Genomic DNA, 22,408 nt, shown 5'->3' on the forward strand with positions numbered 1-22,408 from the left:
CCCAATACCTTACGCTTACAGCCCTCTTTATGTAATACATGCTCTTCAATCAACAAATATATATCCATATTTTTTGTCATTCCACGCACAGAAATCATTTGTACTAAATCACTACAATTCTATTCCTTAGTTGTCATAGTTACTATCGCTTCATGAAGTTATGAATATGCTGCACCTTTTAGTTCTTCTGAGGTTTTACATCTATCGATAACATTATTATATAATATCTTCAAATTTTACTTCACCCATTCTTCTAGTAAATTTATTTATTTTCCCTTAAGCCACGCAAAATACTAAATCGCCTTTACTTAAATGCTATCCTCGGCTTTGACAATTTCTTCAAAATTTGCCTTTACTCGATGCTCCACCTGATTCTTTGTCACATTATACATATTAGCAAAATACTCATAGATAATATCATTAAAGTCAATAGAATACTGACTTTTTAGTGACGGAATAAATGGAGCATCACTTTCTAGTAGTATACGTTGTACTGGTATCTTAGAAATTATATTAGCTCCTGACTCACTTTTTAACATTTGTGGATTAATTGAAAAGTAGTATCCTCTATCGATAGCTTCCTCAAGATCTTGTATTCTTCCTGAGTACCAATGCATAATAACAATTCCCGCAAATCCATCTAAATGTTTTAAAACATCCTTAGAAGCATGTCTACTATGTACGCTTAACACTTTATTTTTCCCTGTTAGGAATTCTAGTATTTCGCTAAATATTCTTTCTTGATCAAGACATATACGTTTATCATTGGTTGAACCATCCAACCCGACTTCACCAATATACCGTGGCTTTACTGATAATTTCTTGAATAATTCAATCTGATTTGGAAAGTCTTTTACTAATTCCGGATGATAACCAATTGCAATTTGAGTATATTTATATCTACCAACTAAATTCTCGTATCTATTATAAATATCAGGTAAATTTGTCATTGCAATGGTATATGATTTCACAGCTTCAATATAGTGTAAAACTTCTATTTTGTCCTTATAGAGATCAAAATGCATATGTGCATCCATTAAAAACTCATTCATTTAAACTCCTCTAAATAGCTGGAAATCTCATTAATCCCACGATTATAAAGATTAGCAAGCTCTTCTACATGTTCTTTAATGGGTCCATTCATCTGAATACGCATGAAAGTTTGTTTTGACTGAAACATATCCAAACCTTGTAAATATGAATTTAAGCACATTTTTGCTTCATCGCCTATTTTAAATTGTCTGTCATAATACCTACTTGTATCTGACATATTAGCTCTTTTTAAAGCAGCTTGTCTCACAGTGCATGGCAAGCAGTAGCCACAATGCATAGCTTCTTTCTCGCCACGATGACGACCTACATCTGGATGAGAACATGACATTGTATTTGCAATATTCGCATTTAATATCTCTTGATTTTTACATTCAATCAACATCTCTCCCTTGGTCTTAAATTGATATGGATTATAAATATTCAAAGTTATTCCTACGTTGTTCAGTAATTCCTTAATCAAAGTCATATAATATGGGTGCGTAGTTCTCGTACTACTTGTACCTATTCTAGAGAATGTAAGAGGAATATTTAGGGAAATAAATCCATTTTCTGAGATAATCATTTTACTGCAGTTGCTATATGCCGTAGCCATTACAATAGCATGTGAAAAAAACATAAATGATCTTGTTCGTGTTGTATCTTCTACACCATCAACAACCGATGCATGAAATTGTAAAAAATTATCTTCCAATAACTCATATTCGGTTTGCAATGAGTAAATTACCCTATCTTGGAATTCTTTTGTACCTTTTCCACCTCCATAATGGCTAATAAATAATATATCCTTTTTTCCTGCTTCCAATAGATCTATAGCACCTATCAAGGAATCCATTCCTCCAGATAACATTGATACCATTGAAAACATCTGAGTTTTTTCACTATGCGTTTTTTTCTTCCATCGGTTTTCAGCAAATACTTCTATATCTGATTTTTCTCTTGGACGAAAAACAATCTTCCAATGATCTCCGCTCAGAAAACTCAAGGTGTTCTGCAACAGTAATACATTTTCATTCCATAAAGTGCATTCTAAAACAGGAATATGTAATTCAATATTTCTACTCCAGTTATCTGATGCATCTTCTCTTTTACATAACCTATCCGCTATAAAAACAGAAAATGAAATGTATAACAAATCTATTCCTGTATCAGAAAACCAAGAAGAGCAGCTAAAATCATGTTGCCAAAAAGTATATCGAAATTGTTTTGCTGCATTATAACTAATTCTTAGGTTCTCACACTCTGCAATATATATATCCTTATCACTATGAACAAAATTAATAATCACTCTAATCCCTCCAATGCAATAAAACAATCCCCCATGATTTTGGGAATTACATTTTTTGAGCTAAAGTCTATTTGTTCCTTGAGCTTTTTAAACTCTACATCAACTGTACTGTAAACTATTTCCTTAAAATCATTTCTAATTGTATTGGCCTTAACAATATCAGATTCGTACTTTTCAAATCTACTTTGTAAGTCCCTCTGCATAAGCCCCCATATATATGATTGTATATACGCACACATTGATTTTACGGATAATTCCGAAGGCATATTATTTAAACAATCAAAATCCATATTATTTTGCTCTATATATTCATAAACAAAGGACATCGCATCCATCATTGCTGATCGAGCTACTATATCCTCCTTTGTTACTGCTTGAGGTGCTAGTGCATCAACCACTAATGAAATTACTTCATTAGCACTTTTATCCTCAAACTCAATTTGTAAATTGTGTAATAAGTTTTCGATTCCATAATTACTTATATTGTTAAAGAATCCACCCAATGCTCGACCCGATCTCACACCTGAATTCGCCGAATGAACCAATCTTGTATAGCCACCAGCCGCCTTTACATACTGTCCAACTACATGCTCATAGTTTCTTTTTCTATCTCCACTATAGGTACCATTTATAATTCTTGACAAATTTGTTTTTACTGTCTTCCAATCTACATTGGGCTGTACAGAACCACCTAACTCTACCTCTTGATCATTTAAATATCCATCCGGTAGTAAAGGATTGTTCTTTACCGGTCCTTGATAAATTGTCGATGTTCCCATTTATCTTTCCTTCCTCAAGCTATTTCTTATTGTTTTGACCAAGATAATATTATCTTTCCACTGGTTAGACATTATCTTTTCTAATTCTTCTTCCATATGAGTTTGTTTAGCAAATTCAGCTATATATGGAGCAGCACCAGCTGTTAACTGTGACGCTGAGATTAATTTCAACTGGCTCATCCCCTCCTCATACAACTCTTTTTTAGTTAACGAAAGCCCAGTAAGAATCTTCACTTGTTCTATTTTCACTTTTTCAGAAGAAACTATTCTATTTACAAACGCTTCTATAACAGCCTTTCCATCATCAATAGACAGATTCCTCATTTCTTCTTCTGCCTTAGTTATAGACTCTCCTCCTTCAGAAATAACAATGTCAAAAACTCTTTGAGCTGATACCGACATTGTTGCTTTCAATATACTTACACGCTCCTCTAAAGAAGTTCTAGAAAAATAAAAATATAATCTCAAATCCTCATTTGCTATATGTGGCTCTGTTTTATACCACCTCAAAAGCCATTCATCCTCTATTCCTTCTTGCGTATCCCCTTCGTTTTCCTCTCCTTCTTTCAACGTTTCTTTCAGATCACCTGTTTTTGATAATTCTGCATATTTTTTAAACTGAATAGGTCGATAGTATTCTAGCATCATTATTTTTGTCAGAATCTTTTTGTTCAGTTCTTTTCCTTTATATTTGGCCTGCTGAATTCTTAAATCAAGCATGTTTAAAAAACGTTTATATTGTCTTGGATTACCATTTAGTGCTTGGGTCATTAACTCTGCCAGTTGCATGGCTGATATAATACTTTCTGATTCGTTCAAATTCAGATTTGCTAAAATCTTATTTAAATCAACATTCGTAAAGTCGTCTTTTTGTGCTGTATGAAATGCCTCCAAGAATTTCCTAAAGTCATCTTTTAATAATTTTTTTTGAAGAAACAAGCATGAAATGTACCTTGATACTTCCAATGTGTCCAAGCGTGGAATTCTGATCGGATACTGAATCAATTTTTCCATATATTCCTTTCCTATACTTATTTCTTGGCCAGGTATATCTTTAAACTTACTCTTTACTGCATATTCAATCTGTCTCTCATCTGCTCCTATTACAAATGCTGTTTTTCCTGTGAATAAGAAAAGCTTAATCGCCTCCAATGTATCTAATATTGTATCAGGACGACACCTGTCCAGTTCATCAACAAATACAACAAGACGTGAAATCTTTGATTCCTCTAGGATATTAGCAAAGTTCTTTTGAAAAGAACGAATATTCTCTCTAAGCTCTGTGAAATTTAGTTCATCCTTAACATTCTGCTGAATTTTATTTAGTATATCATTGTCTATATTATCTACATTATTAGAAACAGCAGACATGACATTTCTGACGGTTAAACTGGTCAATGTTGCCATTCCTCCAGTAAGCATAAAGTCCGCCCCAGCCCCAACTACCCTTTTTGCTAATTTAAGCTTATCTATAGAATTCCACAATACTTTAACTAAACTTTTGGCTCTTTCTGACAATTCCCTTTTATCTGTTATTGCGTCTAATATATCTCCCAGTAATGCACTCTTAGCGTCTTCATAGTTTTCAAAAAGCCAACCATTAAAAATCATGCATTTTATATCTTTGTCATTGTTTTCAAGCAAAGACTTACTCATATGTATAACGCTTGATTTTCCACTCCCCCAATCACCATACAATCCTATACATGCTGGTAGAAGATCATCGTTTTGCACGATGTCAGTAACACTATTTATTAAATATCCATAATCCAAAAAATCCAGCTCGGTCTCGCTGTCTCTCCACATAAGATTGCCCCCTTTAAAGTTATCATTATTTCAATACACGTTTTCAAAATACTAGCTTATAGCACCATCACTTTTACACTCATTTTCAGTAGATTTTATCCGCTAATCTATTAGTCATTTTCAAATCATATCTTAGGAGAATGTGGACTGAAGCTATCACTTCGATTCTGTCCGTTCACATCCCTAATTTTCTTAGATTCCATTCGCTTAGAATAACTTACAACTCTAAGCCTCATGACATAATAGAAATCCACATGGCGCTGATTTACAGTTGTTTCATACCCCTACTCTACCACCAATTTATTAACAAAATTCTGTTGAGATATGAGCTAGATTCCTATTTTGTTTAATCTAACAGGTTCAGCCTTTGTACCTACTGTGTTGAGTTCAACAGCTACAATTCTAAATATACTTTCTCAGATGTTTTCCTCACTCTTATCAATCGATCCTTTAAAACATAAACTACTCATAAAAGTGCGTAAATTCAAGGGCTTCTACTTACTTTCTCTCCATCACCACCACACTCTCCGTATGATAACTCCTCGAAAACTGATCCACCACCGTCAGTTTCTTTAGCTCATATTCCTTCTCGCACAGCATCTTTAAATCCCTTGCCAGTGTAGAGGAATCACAGCTTACATATACTATTCTCTTTGGCAGTAGCTTTAGCATTGTATCTATCGCAAGTTTATCAAGCCCCTTTCTTGGCGGGTCTACCACTATGACATCTATATCTCTTATATTTCCGTTTTCGTATTCACCTGTGATGATTTCTTCCGCCTTGCCTACAAAAAATTTTACATTTTCTATATTGTTAAGCTTTGCGTTCTCTCTTGCATTTTGTATGGCGGCGTCCACTATTTCTACGCCGTAGACAAACTTTGCAGACTTTGCAAGGAAAAGTGAAATCGTTCCTATGCCGCAGTACATATCCCATACTGTTTCTTTACCGGTCAGTGCAGCATACTCTAATGCCTTACTATATAGTTTTTTTGTCTGCACAGGATTTACCTGATAGAAGGACTGTGGTGATATTCTAAACTTTACATCACCTATATAGTCCTCTATATATCCGTTGCCATAAAGAGTAACTGTTGTATCTCCCAATATGACATTGGTATTCTTTTTATTTATATTGATGGAAACGGACTTTAAATCACTTCCAAGTGCGCTACATAGGATCTCTACAAGCTTGTCACTATGTGGCAGATTGTTTGCATTTATAACTATGCAGACCATCAGCTCGCCTGTGGCAAAACCCTTTCTGATAAGCACATGCCTCACCACACCTTTGCCACTCTCCTCATCATAGGCAGGTATATCATACTTCTCCATAAAATCAAGCACAGCCTTCAGTACGGTCTTATTTTCTTCTATCCCGATAATACAATCATCAAACTCTACAATGCTGTGAGTTCTGCCTGCAAAATATCCTGTGATGTTCTTACCGTCCTTTCTTCCGAACGGAAATTGGGATTTATTTCTGTACCTTATCGGGTCTTCCATACCGATAATTTCTTCTATCTCCACATTTGAGAGGTCAAATCCGCCTATTCTTTTCAGATGATTTTCCACTTTGTTTTGCTTTAGTCTAAGCTCCGCACTATAATCAAGGCTTTGTAATGTACATCCGCCACAGCTTCTTGCCACCGGACATTTGGCCTCTATTCTGTCGGGGCTCTCCTTAATAATGCTGTCAAGTCTTGCATATCCGTAGCTTTTCTTTGTTTTCATAACCTTTGCTGTGACTTTATCTCCTATAACAGTATCTTTTATAAACCATGTGAAGGCATCGGTTTTTCCGATGCCTTCGCCATTTTCTCCAAAGTCTGTTATATCAACTGTTATCATTTCACCTTTTTTGTAACTTGCCGTATTATCAGTTTTCATATATCTCCATAACTAAACTTATAAGACTGTTTTGATAATCAGTCTACGTTCTCGACTTTATATTATACACTTGTCTTTCTGTAATTGCTCTCAAGTAACTTATTATAACCGAGCCATCCTGTAGCTCCGTCCTGTCCCTGTGCCAACAGCTCAATAAATGTCTCCATCTTTGCATCCGCATTATCTGCCAGATTGAGTGCCAAAGCTTCTATAAGCGCAGGTTTTTTAGGTGAGCCGTATTCAAGCTCTCCGTGATGAGCCAGTATACAATGTATCAGCTCATTTGAAAGCTTCTTCGGGAATCCCGGAATCTTATCAATTTGAGTTTTTAATATCTCCACACCTATTACAATATGTCCCACCAGCTGACCTTCATCAGTATAATCATTTGCCGGAAATGCCGACAACTCTCTGGTCTTTCCTATATCATGACAAAGTGCGGATGTGATAAGAAGATCGTGATTTAACGACTCATAATTATCACAAAAATATTCACAAAGCTTCACCACTCCCAGAGTATGCTCAAGTAATCCACCAAGAAATCCATGATGTACGGTCTTTGCTGCCGATGATGCTTTAAATGTAGATTGAAATTCAAAGTCCTCTATAAAAATAGCGGTCAAAAGCTTATTCAAGAAAGGATTCTTCACTGATTTTATCTTTTCTTTTAACTCTACAAACATTTTTTCAATATCTTTTTTAGATACCGGTACATAGTCCGATGCTGTATATTCCTTTGCATCAGCCTCTCTTATTCTTGCAACCTTAAGCTGCAATGTGTTGTTAAAAGATGTAACTTCAGCGTCAACCACTACAAAGGTCATAGCATCTACATCAGAGATACCCGGAGAATAAAGATCCCATATCTTTGCGTCAATGCTTCCTGTCTTGTCTTGCAAACTGAGGCTGGCATATTCCTTACCTGTCTTGGATACTGCAATAGTTTTGGATTTACACAGATAAACCTCTGAAATATGCATTCCTTCTTTTAAGCTTTCAATAAATTTCATTTTCTACCCTTCTAGCTCCTGGCACCAATAGTTGTCTCAAAATTCAATTCTGTAAATCCGTCTTTGCCTGAACGATTCACCTTTATATTTACTACTTGGTTCGGTTTTAGCTTTTCCATTATATTTTTAAACCCTGTTATGGAGTTTACTTCCTCACTGCCAATCATGGAAATAATATCTCCTGATTGTATCCCTATATTATAGGCCGGTGAATCTGCCCTGACTTCTGAGACATAAATACCGTTTGGCATACCCTCAGGCGCTCTTTCCTTGTCTATATCAAGTGCACGAACTCCCAAGTATGCAGAGCCTACACCATTTGTCATATTTTCAATCAGCACCTTCAAATCGGATATACCATATGCCATTGATATGGATGAACTGTCATCAAGATTGGAAACCACACCTACCAGATTCCCTGATGTATCTATCAAAAATGTTCCTATGCTGTCCAAATGTTTGTCACAGTATATTACCCTTCCGTATCCGTCAAAAAAACTTGCATTCTTGTCAATTGCGGTTATATTCCCGATATCGATACTTCTTGATACTCCAACCGGACTGCCTACCGCCAATATAAAAGCACCCTTTTTCAGCTGGTATGAATTACCCAGTACAACAGGCTCAATGCTTTTTATCTTTTCTTCCATGGAAGAAATATCTACAGAGAGTATCATTAAATTTGTCAGCTGATCACTTCCGATTACTGTAGCTTCCTGATTACTGCCGTCATAAAAACCGACTTTTATTCCACCCTCTTTTTCCATATTTGGAGCCAAAACAATAAGGCTGTCACCCGACTTTGCTATTATGATTCCCGAACAACTGCTTTCATTTTGCAATGTATTGTTGAACCAGTCAGTGTCTGTAGTGACGGCACTTATTTTTACAATAGTATTATCTTTTTTTTCTGCAACCTTACTCAGGCTCTCATACATCTGCACCAGATTCTTTTCGTTCAAATCAATACTTTCTATAGCAGATGCAACTATGTCTTCCACCTGTTCTGAAGATTCCGCTTCCTCACTACTCTCAACTGTAGTTTCTTCCTTCGGAATTTCAATAGTGGTCTTTGTCTTTTTGCTAAGTATGTTTTTGTTTATAATATGTGATGTCAATGCCATACTTGGTCCTGCAACCATTCCAAAAACAATAGCAAGGCAAGCCGCTGAGACAGCCTTTTTATTACGCTCTTTTTTATCCTCTATAATTGTCTGCTTTATAAAAGGATTTTTCTCATCAGGCTCATGTTCTTTTTTTGTATTTGGCATAAAAACCCTCTGCTTTCAGGATGTATTACATAATACCTCGCTCTCCCTAAGAAAGATTATAATGGTTTAAGGTCGATTTATCAAGCAAATGTAATATAGATTTAACACAAAATACATATCTGAATCAATATAATTATAAACTTTATAATCGCTTCTGTGTTTCTCTCTTTAGAATATAATAAAGTCCTGCCGCTACCGGTACTGCAACAAGTACACCGAATATTCCTCCGATGCTTCCGCCAAGTGAAACGGCAACAATAACCCACATGCCCGGAAGTCCTACAGAGCTTCCTACAACTCTCGGATATATTATATTGTTTTCAAATTGTTGTACCAATGTGTGAACTATTATAAATATTATCATGCTCTGCACGGATTTTGTAAGTATCATCAAAGCACCGATAAAGAGTCCTGCATATGCCCCGATAACCGGTATAAGTGCGGTCACACCAACCAAAATAGAAATAGATGAAGCATACGGTAATCTTGCTATTGACATAACTATGTATAATAATACCCCAAGTATTATCGACTCTTTTACCTGACTGACAAAATACCTCTTAAAACTGTTATCAAATATACTAAGGATGTCAATGATAAAATCTCTTTTTGAAGGAATGAATGCTTTAAGAAGCTTATCTCCCTGTACTCCCAGCTTTTCCTTATCAACAAGTATATATATTGCAAAAACAATTGCCATAAATAAAGAAAATATCGTATTAAAAAATCCCGATATTCCGCTTAATACTCCGCTCAATACATTTCCCACACCTGACATTACTTCTTTAATCAGCCTTGTCATATAGCCGGCAATATCTATATTATTGGTATCAATATTAAACATTTTTAAAATATTGTTTATTTGCTCATTATTACTTATATCAACTATCAACCGTTTTAAATCACTTGGATTGGTGTACATTATAGAAAATGATATTTTTACAAGCTGTGGGATAATTATTCCAAGAAGCAATACTATCACAAGCATAAAGGTAAATATTGACAAGACTATTGATACCATTCTTATGATTTTTTTGTTATGAAATTTTTTCAAGAGTAAATCTTCATATGCATCCATAAGAATATTTATAATATATGCCATTATGGCACCTACCACGAACGGCATCAATGCTTTGGTTATATTTTTTACATAGCCTTCTACAACATTAAAATATCTTACTATCGCATATATTATAATTGTAAAAATCATAATATATGCTATATATTTTCTCTTTATACCGTTCACAATATTACCTTTCTGTCATTTTGCAAAGCGCTATCTTATCCACCTCATCGCTGATAAATGCATGTTCGTCAAAAATATCCAGCACTCTAAACTTTGAGTATCCTCTTGGCAATGTGATATCCAAAAGTTCCAAATCGGAAAGCCTCAGTAGTTTTTGTTTACCCTTCCATTCATCTGTTTTAAAAATAGGAGATAATATCAGATATTTCTTATCTGCACTGAATTTTCCTCTGACTCCACGCTTCCCCTGTAGTTTATCCAGTCTTTCCGCTCCCCAAATTTTCTTTTTATAAACTCCGTCTTTGGTTATTTCCACATACCAATAATACTTATAAGTACTGAGACCTGCCGGGTTTACAATATCCGACTCTAAGAATACATATATAGCATCATCCTTTATCATCATACTTCCGATTTGAGGATAGTTATATTTAAAATCCATCTTATAATAAAGCCCGTCCGCCTCAGACAATGAGTCAAAAAATCTTTTCATTGTATTTTCTGTTGTAAATACAGGCTGTAATATATCTTCAAATTTTATAGTATTTTTGTCTTTATCATATTTAAAAAATGTGAAGCTGTTGGCAGCCATCGCCTCCACGCTTACACGACAAATAACAGGATAATTTTCGCTCTCTCCCAAAGTTGAAATCTCTGTTATATTTTCAGCAATACAAGGGTTTTCTATATTTATAGGAGTAAATACTTCACTGTCCGCTTCAATTTTTACAGCCTTATCTTTACTGACTAAAATTATGCCGTCATCCGTATTAAGCAGAAGGTTGGCACTTCTATCCTCAGTATTTATGGGAATAAACTTATATTCATTATTCTTTAACCACAAAACACCCTTATTTTTCTCGCTGTCAATACAATAAATAACAAACTCATCCTTCGCTCTTGCAAAATGATTCTTTGCATATATCGGCGCAAACTTATATGATACCTCAAAAAGGGTTATACCCTCTATATGCCGGTCCATGAGCTTTTCCAATTTTATTCCCATAAATATTTAAATCTCCACTATTCTGTCTGCAAACTCTTTTGCTTCATTTATATCATGTGTCACGAATATCACACTACTTTTACAAGTATACTCTTTTATAACACTCATTGCCACCGCTTTTGTCTTTTCATCCAGTCCCTTTAGGGCCTCATCAAATATATAAAGCCCGGCATCTCTTACAAGACATCTGGCAAGTGCAACTCTTCTTTTCTGGCCTCCGCTCATGGTATTTACCGTTTTTGCACCGTCTATTCCAAGTTTTTTTAATATTTCATTTGAGCGTTCTTTATCGGCACTCATAAGGCATACATTTGAAATTGCACTGAAATCTTCGCTGAGTCTGTCTTCCTGAAACACTGCAGATATCTCATTTGGAATTTCCGTCTCACCACTATCCGGCAATTCAAAACCCATTATAATATTTAAGACAGTGGTCTTTCCCTTTCCGGACTTACCCATCAGCGCAATATGTTCACCTTCATCTATTTCAAGATTAAAGTCTTTTAGAACTTCCGTCTCTCCGAAACTTTTGCATATATTTTTTAAAAACATCAATACACCTTCTTTATCAACCTGAAGAACCTTTTTGCAATAAATACTGCCAACCTTTCAAATATTGCACTGCAAAGTATCACCATCAATGTTATGGCAAATACCTTTGAAGTTTCAAGATATATCTTTGCATCAAACAGGAAATATCCCAAAGTATCTTTGGGTCTGCCTATTACTTCAGCTGCAATACCGGATTTAAAGGCAATTCCCATTGAAGCCACACTTGATGATATTAAAAATGACTCCAGTGCCGGCAGGTATATGTATATAAGTTTTGCCTTTTTTCCAAGTTTAAATATTTTTGCCATTTGAAGCATCTTAATGTCTACAGACTTTAGTCCTTCCAATGTATTTGCATAAAATATAGGCATTACCATGAAAAAGCATACAAGTACCGAAAGTGCCTCACTTCCAAGCCCTATTAGTATTATAATTACAAATGATGCAACAGGTACCGATCGTATAACTGTAATATATGGTGAAATATATATCTCAAACAGTTTAAATCTATATGACAGTGTTGCCAGAAGTATTCCCGCTCCGGCACCTGATAAAAATCCCGAAAGTATTTTAAATATACTTTTCCACATACCTTTCCAAAATGTATTGCTAAGTCCAAGCTCAAACAATGCCTTTGCCACTTCTAAAGGTGAAGAAAGTAAAAACGATCTGTTCAATATTACCGCAATTATTTGCCAAAACAGCAGTGCAAGAAGCACTGCTGTGATTTTATGTGTTTTATTTTTATTCATAGACTATTTTCCGGTATAGTAGAACTCTTCTCCCGGCAATGCACCACCTACCGACTTAGGATTTAAATTAAACAATGTCATCAAATAGTCCTCTGTAGCGCTCTTCATATCATCACCTGTAATAGAAACAAGGTTGCAATACGGTATTGCCTTGGCTGCAATAGGTGCTTTTATAATATCATTTGCCTCTACAAGCTTTGATGCCTCTTCCACATTTTCATTGATCCATTTAACCGAATCTGTGTAGTTAGATATAAACTCATCTACAAGTTCTTTATTCGATTCAAGGAAATCATTTCTTACAAACAGTCCTGCTGTAATAAGTTTTCCACCTGTTCCAAGCGCATCCCACTCCTTTGTAAGATCCAAAACGGTATTCAAGTTCTGTACTTTTGTCTGAGCTACAGTTACAAATGGCTGTGGCAACATAACTACCGCATTGTCTGCATTTTCAACAGCTGCAAGAACTTCATCAGCAGATGATTTCCAGTCCATAGTCACATCGGTATTTATATCAAGTCCATGTCCTGATAAGATATAGCTGAGTGAATACTCAGGTGTTGCACCCTGACCATGTGCTATTATTGTCTTACCCTTTAAGTCCTCAACGCTCTTTATACTCTGATCTCCTTTTTCAAGTATATAAAGTATACCGAGAGTGCTGATATCAAGCATAGTAACTTTTCCGTCAGAATTATTGAAAAGTACCGAACCCATATTTACAGGCAATGCCGCAATATCAACTTCTCCGTTTAAGAGCTTCGGTGCCATCACATCAGGTGCAGTCTCCATATCAAAATCGACACTGTATGCAAGACTTCCCTTGTTTGCATCATCTATGAGTTTTACAAGTCCGATACTTGTAGGTCCTTTTAATCCACCGAGCTTTATGGTTCCAAGACTCTCTTCATTTGCACCTGCAGTACTTGTTTGTGTACTCTCTGCTGCAGTGCTCTCCGCTCCTGAAGTACTCTCATTTACATTTGTCTTCGCACAACCTGACAATGCCAACAATGCGCATGCCATTACAGCTAATATTCTTTTTTTCACTACTACCTCCAAAATATATTTATTATGAGCAAAACATATTTTTCCTCTTATAAAAAAGAGCAAAACCATAAGGTTTTACTCTCTTATTTTAATTAATTTCTATAGAAATATCAATGCATTAATTCTGAATGTTGTCGACACCTTCCTTGATATCTTCCTTTACATCCTCTACCTTGTCTTCAACAGCTTCCTTAGCTTCATTAAATGTATCTACAGCCTGATCCTTTACTTCCTCAGCCTTCTCAGCAACGGCATCTTTTACATCCTCAGCTTTTTCAGCTACGGCATCTTTAACTTCTTCCGCCTTCTTGCCTACAGCATTCTTTACTTTTTCGATTTCCTCATTAAGCTTGTCTATATTGAGGAAATGCTCCTTAATAGCCTCGCAGAATCCCTTTATCTCCTCAGGTACTTCCTCGCCCTTTGCAAATTTTTCTATAAGAGTCTCACTGATTTTCTTCTTTTCCTTTTCAATTTCAACTCTCTCTGCTGAAATCTTTGAATTAAGCTTGCTTATCTCTAAAGCGTCATTTGTCTTATCGCTAACCTGTTTAGCAAGGTCACCTGCAGCTGCACCCAAGTTCTTTGCAACATCACCTAATTGATCAAAAAATCCCATTATCATATCCTCCTTAATATATACAATCCTTCATTGAACTGTTAACCCGAATCAAATCTGATTTAGTCAATTATATCAAATACAGACAATTTTGCAATTTATTTTATCTTAATATTTATTATGTTTTTGATACATTTTAAGTATTACTCTATAGCAATATTTCCGGATAGTGCCTGCATATATGTATTGTAATCCGTCTTTAGTTGAAGCCTTGCACTCTCCAATTCCGCCTGCTTTTGTATAACCGAAAGCTTTCCTCCAAGATACTGCGCCGTTGAGAGCATTCCAAGTCTTCTTTGTGTATCCAGTGCAGTCCCGGTAGCGTTGGCCGCTTCTAATCCGGCATTTGCCGCTGCAAGATTACTTTTATCTGTTATTATATTATTATAAAGTTCATTTATATTTGCTCTTAACATATCTTCATCCTGATTTGACTGATACAGCTTGGCTTCAACAAATGAACTTGACTTTGAAGATGTATTATGTCTGTTCTTTATAAGTGTTGCATTGTTTCCGATGGCTGTGTTTATATCCACACTTGGATTTAGCTTATTTATATCGTCATCACTTACATCAGGTATATCCGCAATGGTGACGACAGCATCAGGAGACCAACCGCACATAGTTATAAGAGTACGATAAAGCTTGTCCTTATTAGCCTTCAGATTCAAAAGATTCGCTCTTGCATTTGTCAGGTCGCTTTGAGCCTTTATAATGTCCGCATTGGTTGACAATCCCAAACTTCCTGTCTGGTTTGTGACTCTTAGCACTTCTTCATACATCTTTATCATACTGTCAAGTATCTTTTCCTGATTTTCTATATTTTTATATCCGATCATAAGTGCTCTTACACCTGCCACAACCTGATCCTGTGCATTTCTTATAGGTGCATTGGTACTTGTCACCTGCCTTGACAGTTTATCCTTTGCAATGCTCATTGCCTGTATACTCATACCGAGGCCCTTGCCCTGTGCCTTATATAGCATTGTATTTACAATATCACCGTCGTTCATAGCCACAGTCGCATTACCGCTCATCTCTCTTTTTGCCGCTTTGAGTGTATCCAGTGCCGTACTCAAGCTGTCTACATTTTCATTAAACTTACTCCAAGCTGATGATATGTTTACATTGAAGTTTTTTACCAAATCTTCTATTTCTCCATACTCCAAAGTATTATCCATAAGTTTATTCCAGGTCTCTTCACTGTATCCGTTAAGTTGTGCCTGTGTCTTTCCTACATCTGACGGATTCTTTGGAGAAGTCACATATGCATATGATGTTACAGGTGCGGCAAGTGCCATACAAAGAGACAAAGCTATTATTTTGTTTTTCATTTATAAGCCTCCTTATGATGTTGATGCAAGCCCTTTTAGTGCCCAATCATAGTTTGCTATTGCCTGATTTATGGCATATCTGCTCTGCTCCAACGCTCTTTTTGCATTCTCCGTTGTTACCCTTTGTGTATCAAGTTCAAGCTTACTTATCATTCCAAGTGAAAATCTCTGATTTGCAGTAGCCAGATTAGCCTCTTGAAGATTTGCAAAACTGTTTGCATAGTTATAGCTTTCCTTTGCAGCTGCTATATTTTGTGCCGCCACTGTAAGAACTGTTGATATATTTTTCTTATTATCTTCTATAGTCAGCTTCAAACTTTGCTTGTCGGAGTCTGCACTTGCATTTTCCAATTTCTTTTCATTTATTCTCAGTGTGTAATTATTTTCCAATGCTTTTTGTAAATCAGCACTCGGATCAAATACTCTGTTCATATCGGGAGCCGGTATATCTCCTACATTTGGCGTGGCATTATAGCTCCATCCTGTCATTACCTGCAATTTCTTAAGTACCGTATTGTTATCTGATATCGCCTTAGCCAAAGCATTCTGTGCATTGAGTACCTTTTCTTTAGCACTTAATACATCTATATTTGTACCCGTTCCGGCATTTAACTTTGCATTTGCCATATTCAATGAAATATTTGCAAGTTCAAGATTACCCTTAGCCACATCTATTGCTACTTGACCCGATTTATATGAAATCATATTTGTAACAGCGCTCTGTGCCAAAGTCTTTTCCGCCTGCTCATATCCAAGTCTTATAATATTTGCATCTTCAAGTGTGGAATCCGCACTTGATAAAAGATTTTGTGCCGTTGCTCTTGCAGTCGCTACGCTTGAAAGCTTTGCTATATATGTCGGATCGCTTGGATCAGGGTCATCCAAATTATTTAAAATTTCTTCTGCATTTTCTCTGTACTTATCAGACACTTCAGTATTTGTTCTTCCGTAGTTTCTTTTAAACTTTGCTAAAGCCACTTCATTTGAACGCACTGTAGCATTGTACTCAGCTATCAAATCTTCTATCTCGCCGTACTCAAGATTATTGTCTTCAAGTGCAGCCCACTCCTCATTACTTCTGTTAAATCTTGGAGTTCTTGCAAATACGGTTGTAGTCATAAGCATACTGCCTGAAAGTGCAAGGGCTATTATTTTTCTGCCTTTTTTATTCATATTCACCTCTTTCACAATATAATAAATCTATAATAGCTTTGTTAAATACATCTCTATATTTAATTTTACAATAATTTTATTATTCAAATCTTACTTTTATATTCAATTTATATTTCTATTTGATCAAGCTTTCCATACGGTTAAGGTAAGCCCCCCGGTCAGCATACTGACTTTAATTATTTAATTGCATTTATCTTTCAGTCAATATCGAGTCCCGCTTCTAAATGATTTCCTGTAAGCTTTTTACCTGCCTTATCAAGCATTTTATAAAGAGTAGGCAAAAGCAGCAGTGCAAGAAGCGTTGAAGCTATCAAACCTCCTACATTTACAAGTGCAAGTCCCTGGAGCATATCCGTTCCATAGCCGAGAGCCATCGGAAGCATAGATATAATTGTTGTAAGGGTGGTCAAAAGTATAGGTCTTATTCTTGTCGCTCCTGCCTCCACAAGGGCATCATCAAGAGGCATCTCCACCTTATACTGATTTACCGTATCCACATATAAAATACCGTTATTTACAACGGTACCCACCATCATCAAAAATCCGATCATTGACATCATGCTTATCGGTACATCAAATAACCAAAGGAGTCCGAATGCTCCTATCAATGAAAACGGTATGGTAAACATTACCATCAGTGAAAATCTAGGTGATTCAAACTGCATTGCCATTACTATAAATATTAAAAATATGGCTGTAAGTAATGCATTAAGCAGTGATGTCATCTCATCACTCATCATATCATTATATGCATTGGTGGCTCTTTCCACTCCGTTTGGAAGCCCCACACTGTCCACAAAGGCATCAGCCTCACTATTGGCATCTCCCTTATATCCTGCCACCTTATCCGCTGTAATGGAAACCTGGTATTTTTTATCCGATCTTGTAATAGTAACCGCACTGTCCTCAAATGACACTGTAGCAAGATCTGAAAGCGGAGTTTTAGTTCCTGTAACACCTGTTATCAGTATATTTTCTATTTCATTGATGGTGTCATAGCTTTCATCCGGATAATTCATTTTTACAGTAATCGTAGAATCTCCTGAGGAATATTTCATTACCTCCGTATCCGTAAGATTTTGATATACAATACCTGCAACACTTCCCGGAGTCATTCCTATCGCCTCAGCCTGTACAGGATCCACATTTATCTTAACAATCGGTGCCGCATTTTCTGCACTTGAATGTACATTTAATAAATAATTTAATGAATGCATTTTATCTACTATTTCATTTGCGGTCTTTCTTACCAGATTATAATCGGTACTTTGAAGATTGATTTCCACAGCACGGTTTGATACTCCGCTTGAACTGTTAGACTGATTCTTTACGGATATTGAAGTATCAGGGATTTTTGTCAGCACAGGCTGCCACTCCTGTATTACATTTTTGGTTTTTCTGCTGCGTTTCTTTTTCAAATATGCAGTTATTGAAATACCGGTTTTTTCTGAAAACATTTCAGAATTTCCAAAGGTCATCTGATAATTTTCCACATCCGGATCCGCCGCCACAAAATCTTCTATCTGCTTTGCAATTCTATCCACATCCTTGATATTAAGTCCCGGAGCTACGGAAATACTTATTGCTATCTGACCGTCATCCGATTCGGGCATCAGCACCATTCCGACATTTCCGGCAAGTATAAAGGATATTACAAGAAGTATTACCGATATTCCGACTACAGTGATTTTTTTCGGTATTATCTTTTTTACCGTATTTCTATAGCCATCCTGTACTTTTAAAAGCGCTCTGTTTGCCAATGTATCAGTCTTTTCCACAGGATGAAAAAAGAGATATAGAAGCGGAACTATCATTATTGCGGAGAATAATGATGAAACCATACAAAATACTATGGTGTAACCAAGCTGTGCAAAGAGCTGTCCTGAAAGACCTTTAAGCATTGCAAGAGGAAGGAATACTACACAGGTGGTTATTATAGAACCTGTTATTGAATTTATCACAATACCTGTACCTTCCACGGCGGCATCAAAAAAGTTTTTATCACTTTTTGATCTGAAGCAGCTTTCAAGTACGACTATGGACGCATCCACAATCATACCGATTCCAAGTACCAATGAGCCCATGGATATAAGATTTAGTGAAAAGCCTGCCGCACGCATAAGTGTAAGAGCTACCATAACAGATATCGGTATTGAACTTCCGACTATCAGCGAAGCCTTGATATCTCCAAAAAATATAAACAGAACTATCATTGAGAGTATTACCGCCATTATAAGTGTCTTAAATACATCACTGATTGATTCCTTGATATATTTTGAGCTGTCAAATATCGTAGTAATGGTCAAATCCTTGTTATTTGCCTTCAGCTCCTCTATAACCTTGTTAACCTGCTTTGATACTTCAACCGAAGTGGATGACTGCTGCTTTGTAATAGCCACTGAAACCACCTCTTCACCATTATAACGGCTCAGAGAATTTTTCTCCTCCAAAGCGTCATATACATTTGCTACATCCGATAAATGTATTACATCTCCCGTTTTTAGCGGTATTACAATATCTTTTAATCTGTTGATATCCTTATAGTCGGCACCTATACTTACACTTAGTGATTGCCTTCCATAGTCAACCTTGCCTACAGGTGTAGAAAAATCCGCACTGCTTATTATATTTCCGATATCCGACATAGCTAAATTATACTGTGCAAGCTTTTCTGGTATCAGCTCAATTCTTATATAACTTGACTGCCCTCCCGATATGGAAACACTTCCAACCGAAGACATTTTCTTAAATTCAGGAACAATATTTGTATTCACATAGTCCTGCAAATTGCCGTCCGTACCTCCGGCAATACTTAGCTGTATATCACTTTGAGCATTCATATCTATCTCTATAATATTCGGCTCATGTGCATCCTTTGGCAGGCTTGATTTTACAGAATCCAATACCTTTTTTAAGTTGATATATGCCTTATCCATATTTGTTCCGAACTCATATTGTAAAAGCATGGTAGAGGCATTTTCCATGGAACTTACACTTACAGTCTTTATTCCCGTCAGTGTTGAGACCTCTGACTCTATTTTCTTTGATATAAGTTCATCTATATCTGCCGGAGATGCTCCCGGATATATAGTGGATACAACCATCATCGGCAAACTCATCTCGGGATTAAGCTCCATAGGTGCATTCATAACAGAGCGCAATCCGAAAAACAAAACCGTTATTACTGCAAGAATAAGAGTTACCGGTCTTTTTAATGAAAACCTTGTTAATCCAATCATAAATCCTCCTACTTATTTCCTGCACTTTCTGTTTCTGCATTGCCTACAGTCTCATCAGCACTGCTTTCTGCACCATCATTTTGAGAGAGCATTACCTCGGCTCCGTCATAGAGCTCATTGCTCCATGTAGATATTACTTTATCGGAAGTATTAAGTCCCTCCTTTATCTCTATATAATCACTGTCATAAATTCCCACATTTACATTTTTCTTTACAGCCTTGCCGTCCCTGTATAAATATATATATGCATCATTTCCCGAATACATCACTGCCGAGATGGGGAGAGTCAACACATTATCAGCCTTATTCTTTAAAAGTGTAAGCTTTACTTTCATTCCGCTCTGTAATGCTTCTCCCTCAAGGCTTGCCTTTACATCATAAAGTCCTGTGGAACTTGAGAGCGCATTTGATATTTCGGTTATATTGCCATTGTACTCAGCACCGTTATGTAAAACTTTTATCTGATCGCCTGCTTTTAGATGATTTTGAACATCCACCGTCGCCCCGAACTTTACCTCCATTCCGCTATTGCCTGATATAGTTGCAATAGATGTACTTTGAGCGATCATATCATGTTCTTCCACACCTTTGGTCTCCACCACTCCCGAAATAGGTGCTTTAATACTTGTATATGAAGACTGTAAATCATATTGTGACTTGGCAGCCTCGTAGTTTAATGCTGCGGATGTTGCGGCAGATCTTGCCTGTTCAAGTACCTGTGGGGCAACAGCTCCCGTATCTGCCAGTGCCTGAGTTCTTGAAAGTGCTGTAGCGGTATCATTCATAGTGACCTTTGCCGCATCCATCTGAATTTTCAGCGCTGTAAGTGCATCGGAATTTATTGTTGCCAAAACATCTCCGGCATTTACATTATCACCCACATTAAAATTAACCGAAAGTGCCTCACCTCCGACCTTAGGAAATACCGATACGCTTTGAGTAGGAGCGATTGTTCCTATCTGCTCCGTATATATTACTATATTCCTTCTTTCAGGCTCCACTGTCATAACCCCCGGTCTGGTATCTGTTACTACCTCCACCTTCTTTGAACCGACAAATCTATATACTGTAAAAGCCACTGCCGCAACAACTATTACAGCTATCACTATTCTCCCTATCTTCATATATTTCTCCATTCTATATATTATTTATGATGTTTATCTGACCGAACTGTTAAAATAATAAATTATACTTGTATTATACTACTTTTCAATTTGATGTTTAATACTATATTATTTTTTGCTTTATTATGTTTTTTTGCTATATTTATATAAATATAGCAAAACTCCAATTCTAAACAAAATATCAAATGATAAATGCTTTACTTTTTAATAATTTTATATATAAAAGCATACTGCATGATAATACTACATATAATTTATAACGATGATACCACATAGTACTTTATAATGTAAGGTACTATGTGGTATTCTTTCTTTTTGCAATTACAAAATTCCGCTACGGATTTTATACTGAATCTTTCTTTGGCAAATCCATATCCAAATTTCCAAAGAAAAGGTGACATGCAAAATGTCAATCAATTTGCATGTCACTGCCATAATCTTACATACACATAAAAAATAGCTGTATTTAAAACAGCTATATTAAAGTCATACATCAATTACTATCTTCCTGCAAACTCTGCAGAGATAGGCGGTACAACATATTTCACCCCAAACAGAAGCGAGCTTTACATCCTTTTTATCAAAATTGAACATATAATTTAGACTGCTTCTGTTTTCATATTCACTCTTCCACTTAAGCGAATATCTTCCGCCGTAAGGTATACTCCCCTTTTCCATTGCTCTGCCGCAATAAGGGCATTTCATATAATAACTTCCCATAATCCCCCTTTCATAATAATCTGATAAATATATGATATATTATACCGGTAGTCAGTTGTCTTATATAAATCCTTCTTACTGTTAAATATCTATTATTATTATTTTGCACTCTCTGCAAAGATAGGCTATGCACTTCTTCTCATCCCATATTGTGGGATAATACTTACTCGTTAATTCTATTACCTTATCTTCACCTTCCTGAGACAAGAAGTATAATAACTCCTCATACCATTTACCTTTTTTGCGTTCAGGAATCCACTTGATATCATGAGGTGACTCCCCTTCACCTCTGGGAATTTCTCCCCTTTCCATAATCTTTCCACAGTATGGACATCTTTTATTAAACTTTTCCATATAACCTCCATTTATTTAAATTTTCAGTACTCAATTGTTTTTCACAAAGCCGGAAAAAATTTTTGACCGGTGTTATGCTTACACTTTATTTACCCGGATTTGTAAATAAAAATTTAGTAAGTAAAGCACAAAGGGCATATACTCA

19 protein-coding genes are annotated in these 22,408 nt (G+C 36.1%); all 19 read right to left on the reverse strand.

Annotated elements, in window-relative coordinates:
* Nucleotides 1–308: 308 nt before the first annotated feature.
* Nucleotides 309–1,052: a TatD family hydrolase gene (locus tag HMPREF1135_RS08565; RefSeq protein WP_007594204.1), complete on the reverse strand. Its 744-nt coding sequence runs from the start codon at nucleotides 1,050–1,052 to the stop codon at nucleotides 309–311.
* Nucleotides 1,049–2,338: a Qat anti-phage system QueC-like protein QatC gene (qatC, locus tag HMPREF1135_RS08570; RefSeq protein ID WP_007594205.1), complete on the reverse strand. Its 1,290-nt coding sequence runs from the start codon at nucleotides 2,336–2,338 to the stop codon at nucleotides 1,049–1,051. Before qatC ends, HMPREF1135_RS08565 begins: the two co-directional genes overlap by 4 nt.
* The gene (locus tag HMPREF1135_RS08575; RefSeq protein WP_007594208.1) at nucleotides 2,335–3,117 is read right to left on the reverse strand and encodes a hypothetical protein; all 783 of its coding nucleotides are present in this window, start codon (nucleotides 3,115–3,117) and stop codon (nucleotides 2,335–2,337) included. The genes qatC and HMPREF1135_RS08575 overlap by 4 nt, the downstream gene beginning before the upstream one ends.
* Nucleotides 3,118–4,923: a KAP family P-loop NTPase fold protein gene (locus tag HMPREF1135_RS08580; RefSeq protein ID WP_007594210.1), complete on the reverse strand. Its 1,806-nt coding sequence runs from the start codon at nucleotides 4,921–4,923 to the stop codon at nucleotides 3,118–3,120. It abuts the gene before it with no gap.
* A 498-nt stretch (nucleotides 4,924–5,421) separates the two neighbouring features.
* The gene (gene rlmD / locus HMPREF1135_RS08585) at nucleotides 5,422–6,813 is read right to left on the reverse strand and encodes a 23S rRNA (uracil(1939)-C(5))-methyltransferase RlmD (protein WP_007594212.1); all 1,392 of its coding nucleotides are present in this window, start codon (nucleotides 6,811–6,813) and stop codon (nucleotides 5,422–5,424) included.
* Between the two features lie 62 nt (nucleotides 6,814–6,875).
* Nucleotides 6,876–7,823, reverse strand: coding sequence for a 3'-5' exoribonuclease YhaM family protein (locus tag HMPREF1135_RS08590; protein WP_007594214.1), 948 nt, complete (start codon nucleotides 7,821–7,823; stop codon nucleotides 6,876–6,878).
* Between the two features lie 11 nt (nucleotides 7,824–7,834).
* Nucleotides 7,835–9,094, reverse strand: a complete 1,260-nt coding sequence (locus HMPREF1135_RS08595) for a S1C family serine protease (protein ID WP_007594216.1) — start codon at nucleotides 9,092–9,094, stop codon at nucleotides 7,835–7,837.
* A gap of 142 nt (nucleotides 9,095–9,236) precedes the next feature.
* Nucleotides 9,237–10,340: an AI-2E family transporter gene (locus HMPREF1135_RS08600; protein ID WP_007594217.1), complete on the reverse strand. Its 1,104-nt coding sequence runs from the start codon at nucleotides 10,338–10,340 to the stop codon at nucleotides 9,237–9,239.
* A gap of 4 nt (nucleotides 10,341–10,344) precedes the next feature.
* Nucleotides 10,345–11,346: a hypothetical protein gene (locus HMPREF1135_RS08605; protein WP_007594219.1), complete on the reverse strand. Its 1,002-nt coding sequence runs from the start codon at nucleotides 11,344–11,346 to the stop codon at nucleotides 10,345–10,347.
* A 6-nt stretch (nucleotides 11,347–11,352) separates the two neighbouring features.
* On the reverse strand, nucleotides 11,353–11,898 hold the full coding sequence (locus HMPREF1135_RS08610; protein WP_007594221.1) for an ATP-binding cassette domain-containing protein: 546 nt from the start codon (nucleotides 11,896–11,898) through the stop codon (nucleotides 11,353–11,355).
* Complete coding sequence (locus tag HMPREF1135_RS08615) at nucleotides 11,898–12,650, reverse strand: ABC transporter permease (protein ID WP_007594223.1); 753 nt, start codon at nucleotides 12,648–12,650, stop codon at nucleotides 11,898–11,900. The genes HMPREF1135_RS08610 and HMPREF1135_RS08615 overlap by 1 nt, the downstream gene beginning before the upstream one ends.
* 3 nt (nucleotides 12,651–12,653) lie before the next feature.
* Entirely contained in the window at nucleotides 12,654–13,700 is a 1,047-nt protein-coding gene (locus HMPREF1135_RS08620; RefSeq protein ID WP_242824851.1) for an ABC transporter substrate-binding protein, read from the reverse strand.
* Between the two features lie 118 nt (nucleotides 13,701–13,818).
* The gene (locus HMPREF1135_RS08625; protein WP_007594226.1) at nucleotides 13,819–14,319 is read right to left on the reverse strand and encodes a hypothetical protein; all 501 of its coding nucleotides are present in this window, start codon (nucleotides 14,317–14,319) and stop codon (nucleotides 13,819–13,821) included.
* 143 nt (nucleotides 14,320–14,462) lie between these two features.
* The gene (locus HMPREF1135_RS08630) at nucleotides 14,463–15,653 is read right to left on the reverse strand and encodes a TolC family protein (protein ID WP_007594228.1); all 1,191 of its coding nucleotides are present in this window, start codon (nucleotides 15,651–15,653) and stop codon (nucleotides 14,463–14,465) included.
* A 12-nt stretch (nucleotides 15,654–15,665) separates the two neighbouring features.
* Nucleotides 15,666–16,826 (reverse strand): TolC family protein, encoded by a 1,161-nt coding sequence (locus tag HMPREF1135_RS08635; RefSeq protein WP_007594230.1) that lies wholly within the window; start codon nucleotides 16,824–16,826, stop codon nucleotides 15,666–15,668.
* A 197-nt stretch (nucleotides 16,827–17,023) separates the two neighbouring features.
* The gene (locus HMPREF1135_RS08640; RefSeq protein ID WP_007594232.1) at nucleotides 17,024–20,065 is read right to left on the reverse strand and encodes an efflux RND transporter permease subunit; all 3,042 of its coding nucleotides are present in this window, start codon (nucleotides 20,063–20,065) and stop codon (nucleotides 17,024–17,026) included.
* A gap of 8 nt (nucleotides 20,066–20,073) precedes the next feature.
* Nucleotides 20,074–21,189: an efflux RND transporter periplasmic adaptor subunit gene (locus tag HMPREF1135_RS08645; protein WP_007594234.1), complete on the reverse strand. Its 1,116-nt coding sequence runs from the start codon at nucleotides 21,187–21,189 to the stop codon at nucleotides 20,074–20,076.
* 486 nt (nucleotides 21,190–21,675) lie between these two features.
* A complete protein-coding gene (locus tag HMPREF1135_RS08650) occupies nucleotides 21,676–21,909 on the reverse strand; it encodes a PF20097 family protein (protein WP_007594236.1) in 234 nt (77 codons plus the stop codon).
* A gap of 81 nt (nucleotides 21,910–21,990) precedes the next feature.
* Entirely contained in the window at nucleotides 21,991–22,263 is a 273-nt protein-coding gene (locus HMPREF1135_RS08655) for a PF20097 family protein (RefSeq protein WP_007594238.1), read from the reverse strand.
* Between the last annotated feature and the right edge of the window lie 145 nt (nucleotides 22,264–22,408).

Source organism: Lachnoanaerobaculum sp. OBRC5-5, from assembly GCF_000296385.1.
In the GTDB taxonomy this organism is placed as follows: Bacteria; Bacillota; Clostridia; order Lachnospirales; family Lachnospiraceae; genus Lachnoanaerobaculum.

Excerpts from the sequence above, each read along its gene's own strand:
- HMPREF1135_RS08580 (WP_007594210.1), bottom strand. The coding sequence starts at position 4,923 with ATGTGGAGAGACAGCGAGACCGAGCTGGATTTTTTGGATTATGGATAT.
- rlmD (WP_007594212.1), bottom strand. The coding sequence starts at position 6,813 with ATGAAAACTGATAATACGGCAAGTTACAAAAAAGGTGAAATGATAACA.
- HMPREF1135_RS08640 (WP_007594232.1), bottom strand. The coding sequence starts at position 20,065 with ATGATTGGATTAACAAGGTTTTCATTAAAAAGACCGGTAACTCTTATT.
- HMPREF1135_RS08645 (WP_007594234.1), bottom strand. The coding sequence starts at position 21,189 with ATGAAGATAGGGAGAATAGTGATAGCTGTAATAGTTGTTGCGGCAGTG.
- HMPREF1135_RS08615 (WP_007594223.1), bottom strand. The coding sequence starts at position 12,650 with ATGAATAAAAATAAAACACATAAAATCACAGCAGTGCTTCTTGCACTG.
- HMPREF1135_RS08635 (WP_007594230.1), bottom strand. The coding sequence starts at position 16,826 with ATGAATAAAAAAGGCAGAAAAATAATAGCCCTTGCACTTTCAGGCAGT.
- HMPREF1135_RS08595 (WP_007594216.1), bottom strand. The coding sequence starts at position 9,094 with ATGCCAAATACAAAAAAAGAACATGAGCCTGATGAGAAAAATCCTTTT.
- HMPREF1135_RS08610 (WP_007594221.1), bottom strand. The coding sequence starts at position 11,898 with ATGTTTTTAAAAAATATATGCAAAAGTTTCGGAGAGACGGAAGTTCTA.
- HMPREF1135_RS08630 (WP_007594228.1), bottom strand. The coding sequence starts at position 15,653 with ATGAAAAACAAAATAATAGCTTTGTCTCTTTGTATGGCACTTGCCGCA.
- HMPREF1135_RS08625 (WP_007594226.1), bottom strand. The coding sequence starts at position 14,319 with ATGGGATTTTTTGATCAATTAGGTGATGTTGCAAAGAACTTGGGTGCA.
- HMPREF1135_RS08655 (WP_007594238.1), bottom strand. The coding sequence starts at position 22,263 with ATGGAAAAGTTTAATAAAAGATGTCCATACTGTGGAAAGATTATGGAA.
- HMPREF1135_RS08590 (WP_007594214.1), bottom strand. The coding sequence starts at position 7,823 with ATGAAATTTATTGAAAGCTTAAAAGAAGGAATGCATATTTCAGAGGTT.
- HMPREF1135_RS08650 (WP_007594236.1), bottom strand. The coding sequence starts at position 21,909 with ATGGGAAGTTATTATATGAAATGCCCTTATTGCGGCAGAGCAATGGAA.
- HMPREF1135_RS08605 (WP_007594219.1), bottom strand. The coding sequence starts at position 11,346 with ATGGGAATAAAATTGGAAAAGCTCATGGACCGGCATATAGAGGGTATA.
- HMPREF1135_RS08565 (WP_007594204.1), bottom strand. The coding sequence starts at position 1,052 with ATGAATGAGTTTTTAATGGATGCACATATGCATTTTGATCTCTATAAG.
- HMPREF1135_RS08575 (WP_007594208.1), bottom strand. The coding sequence starts at position 3,117 with ATGGGAACATCGACAATTTATCAAGGACCGGTAAAGAACAATCCTTTA.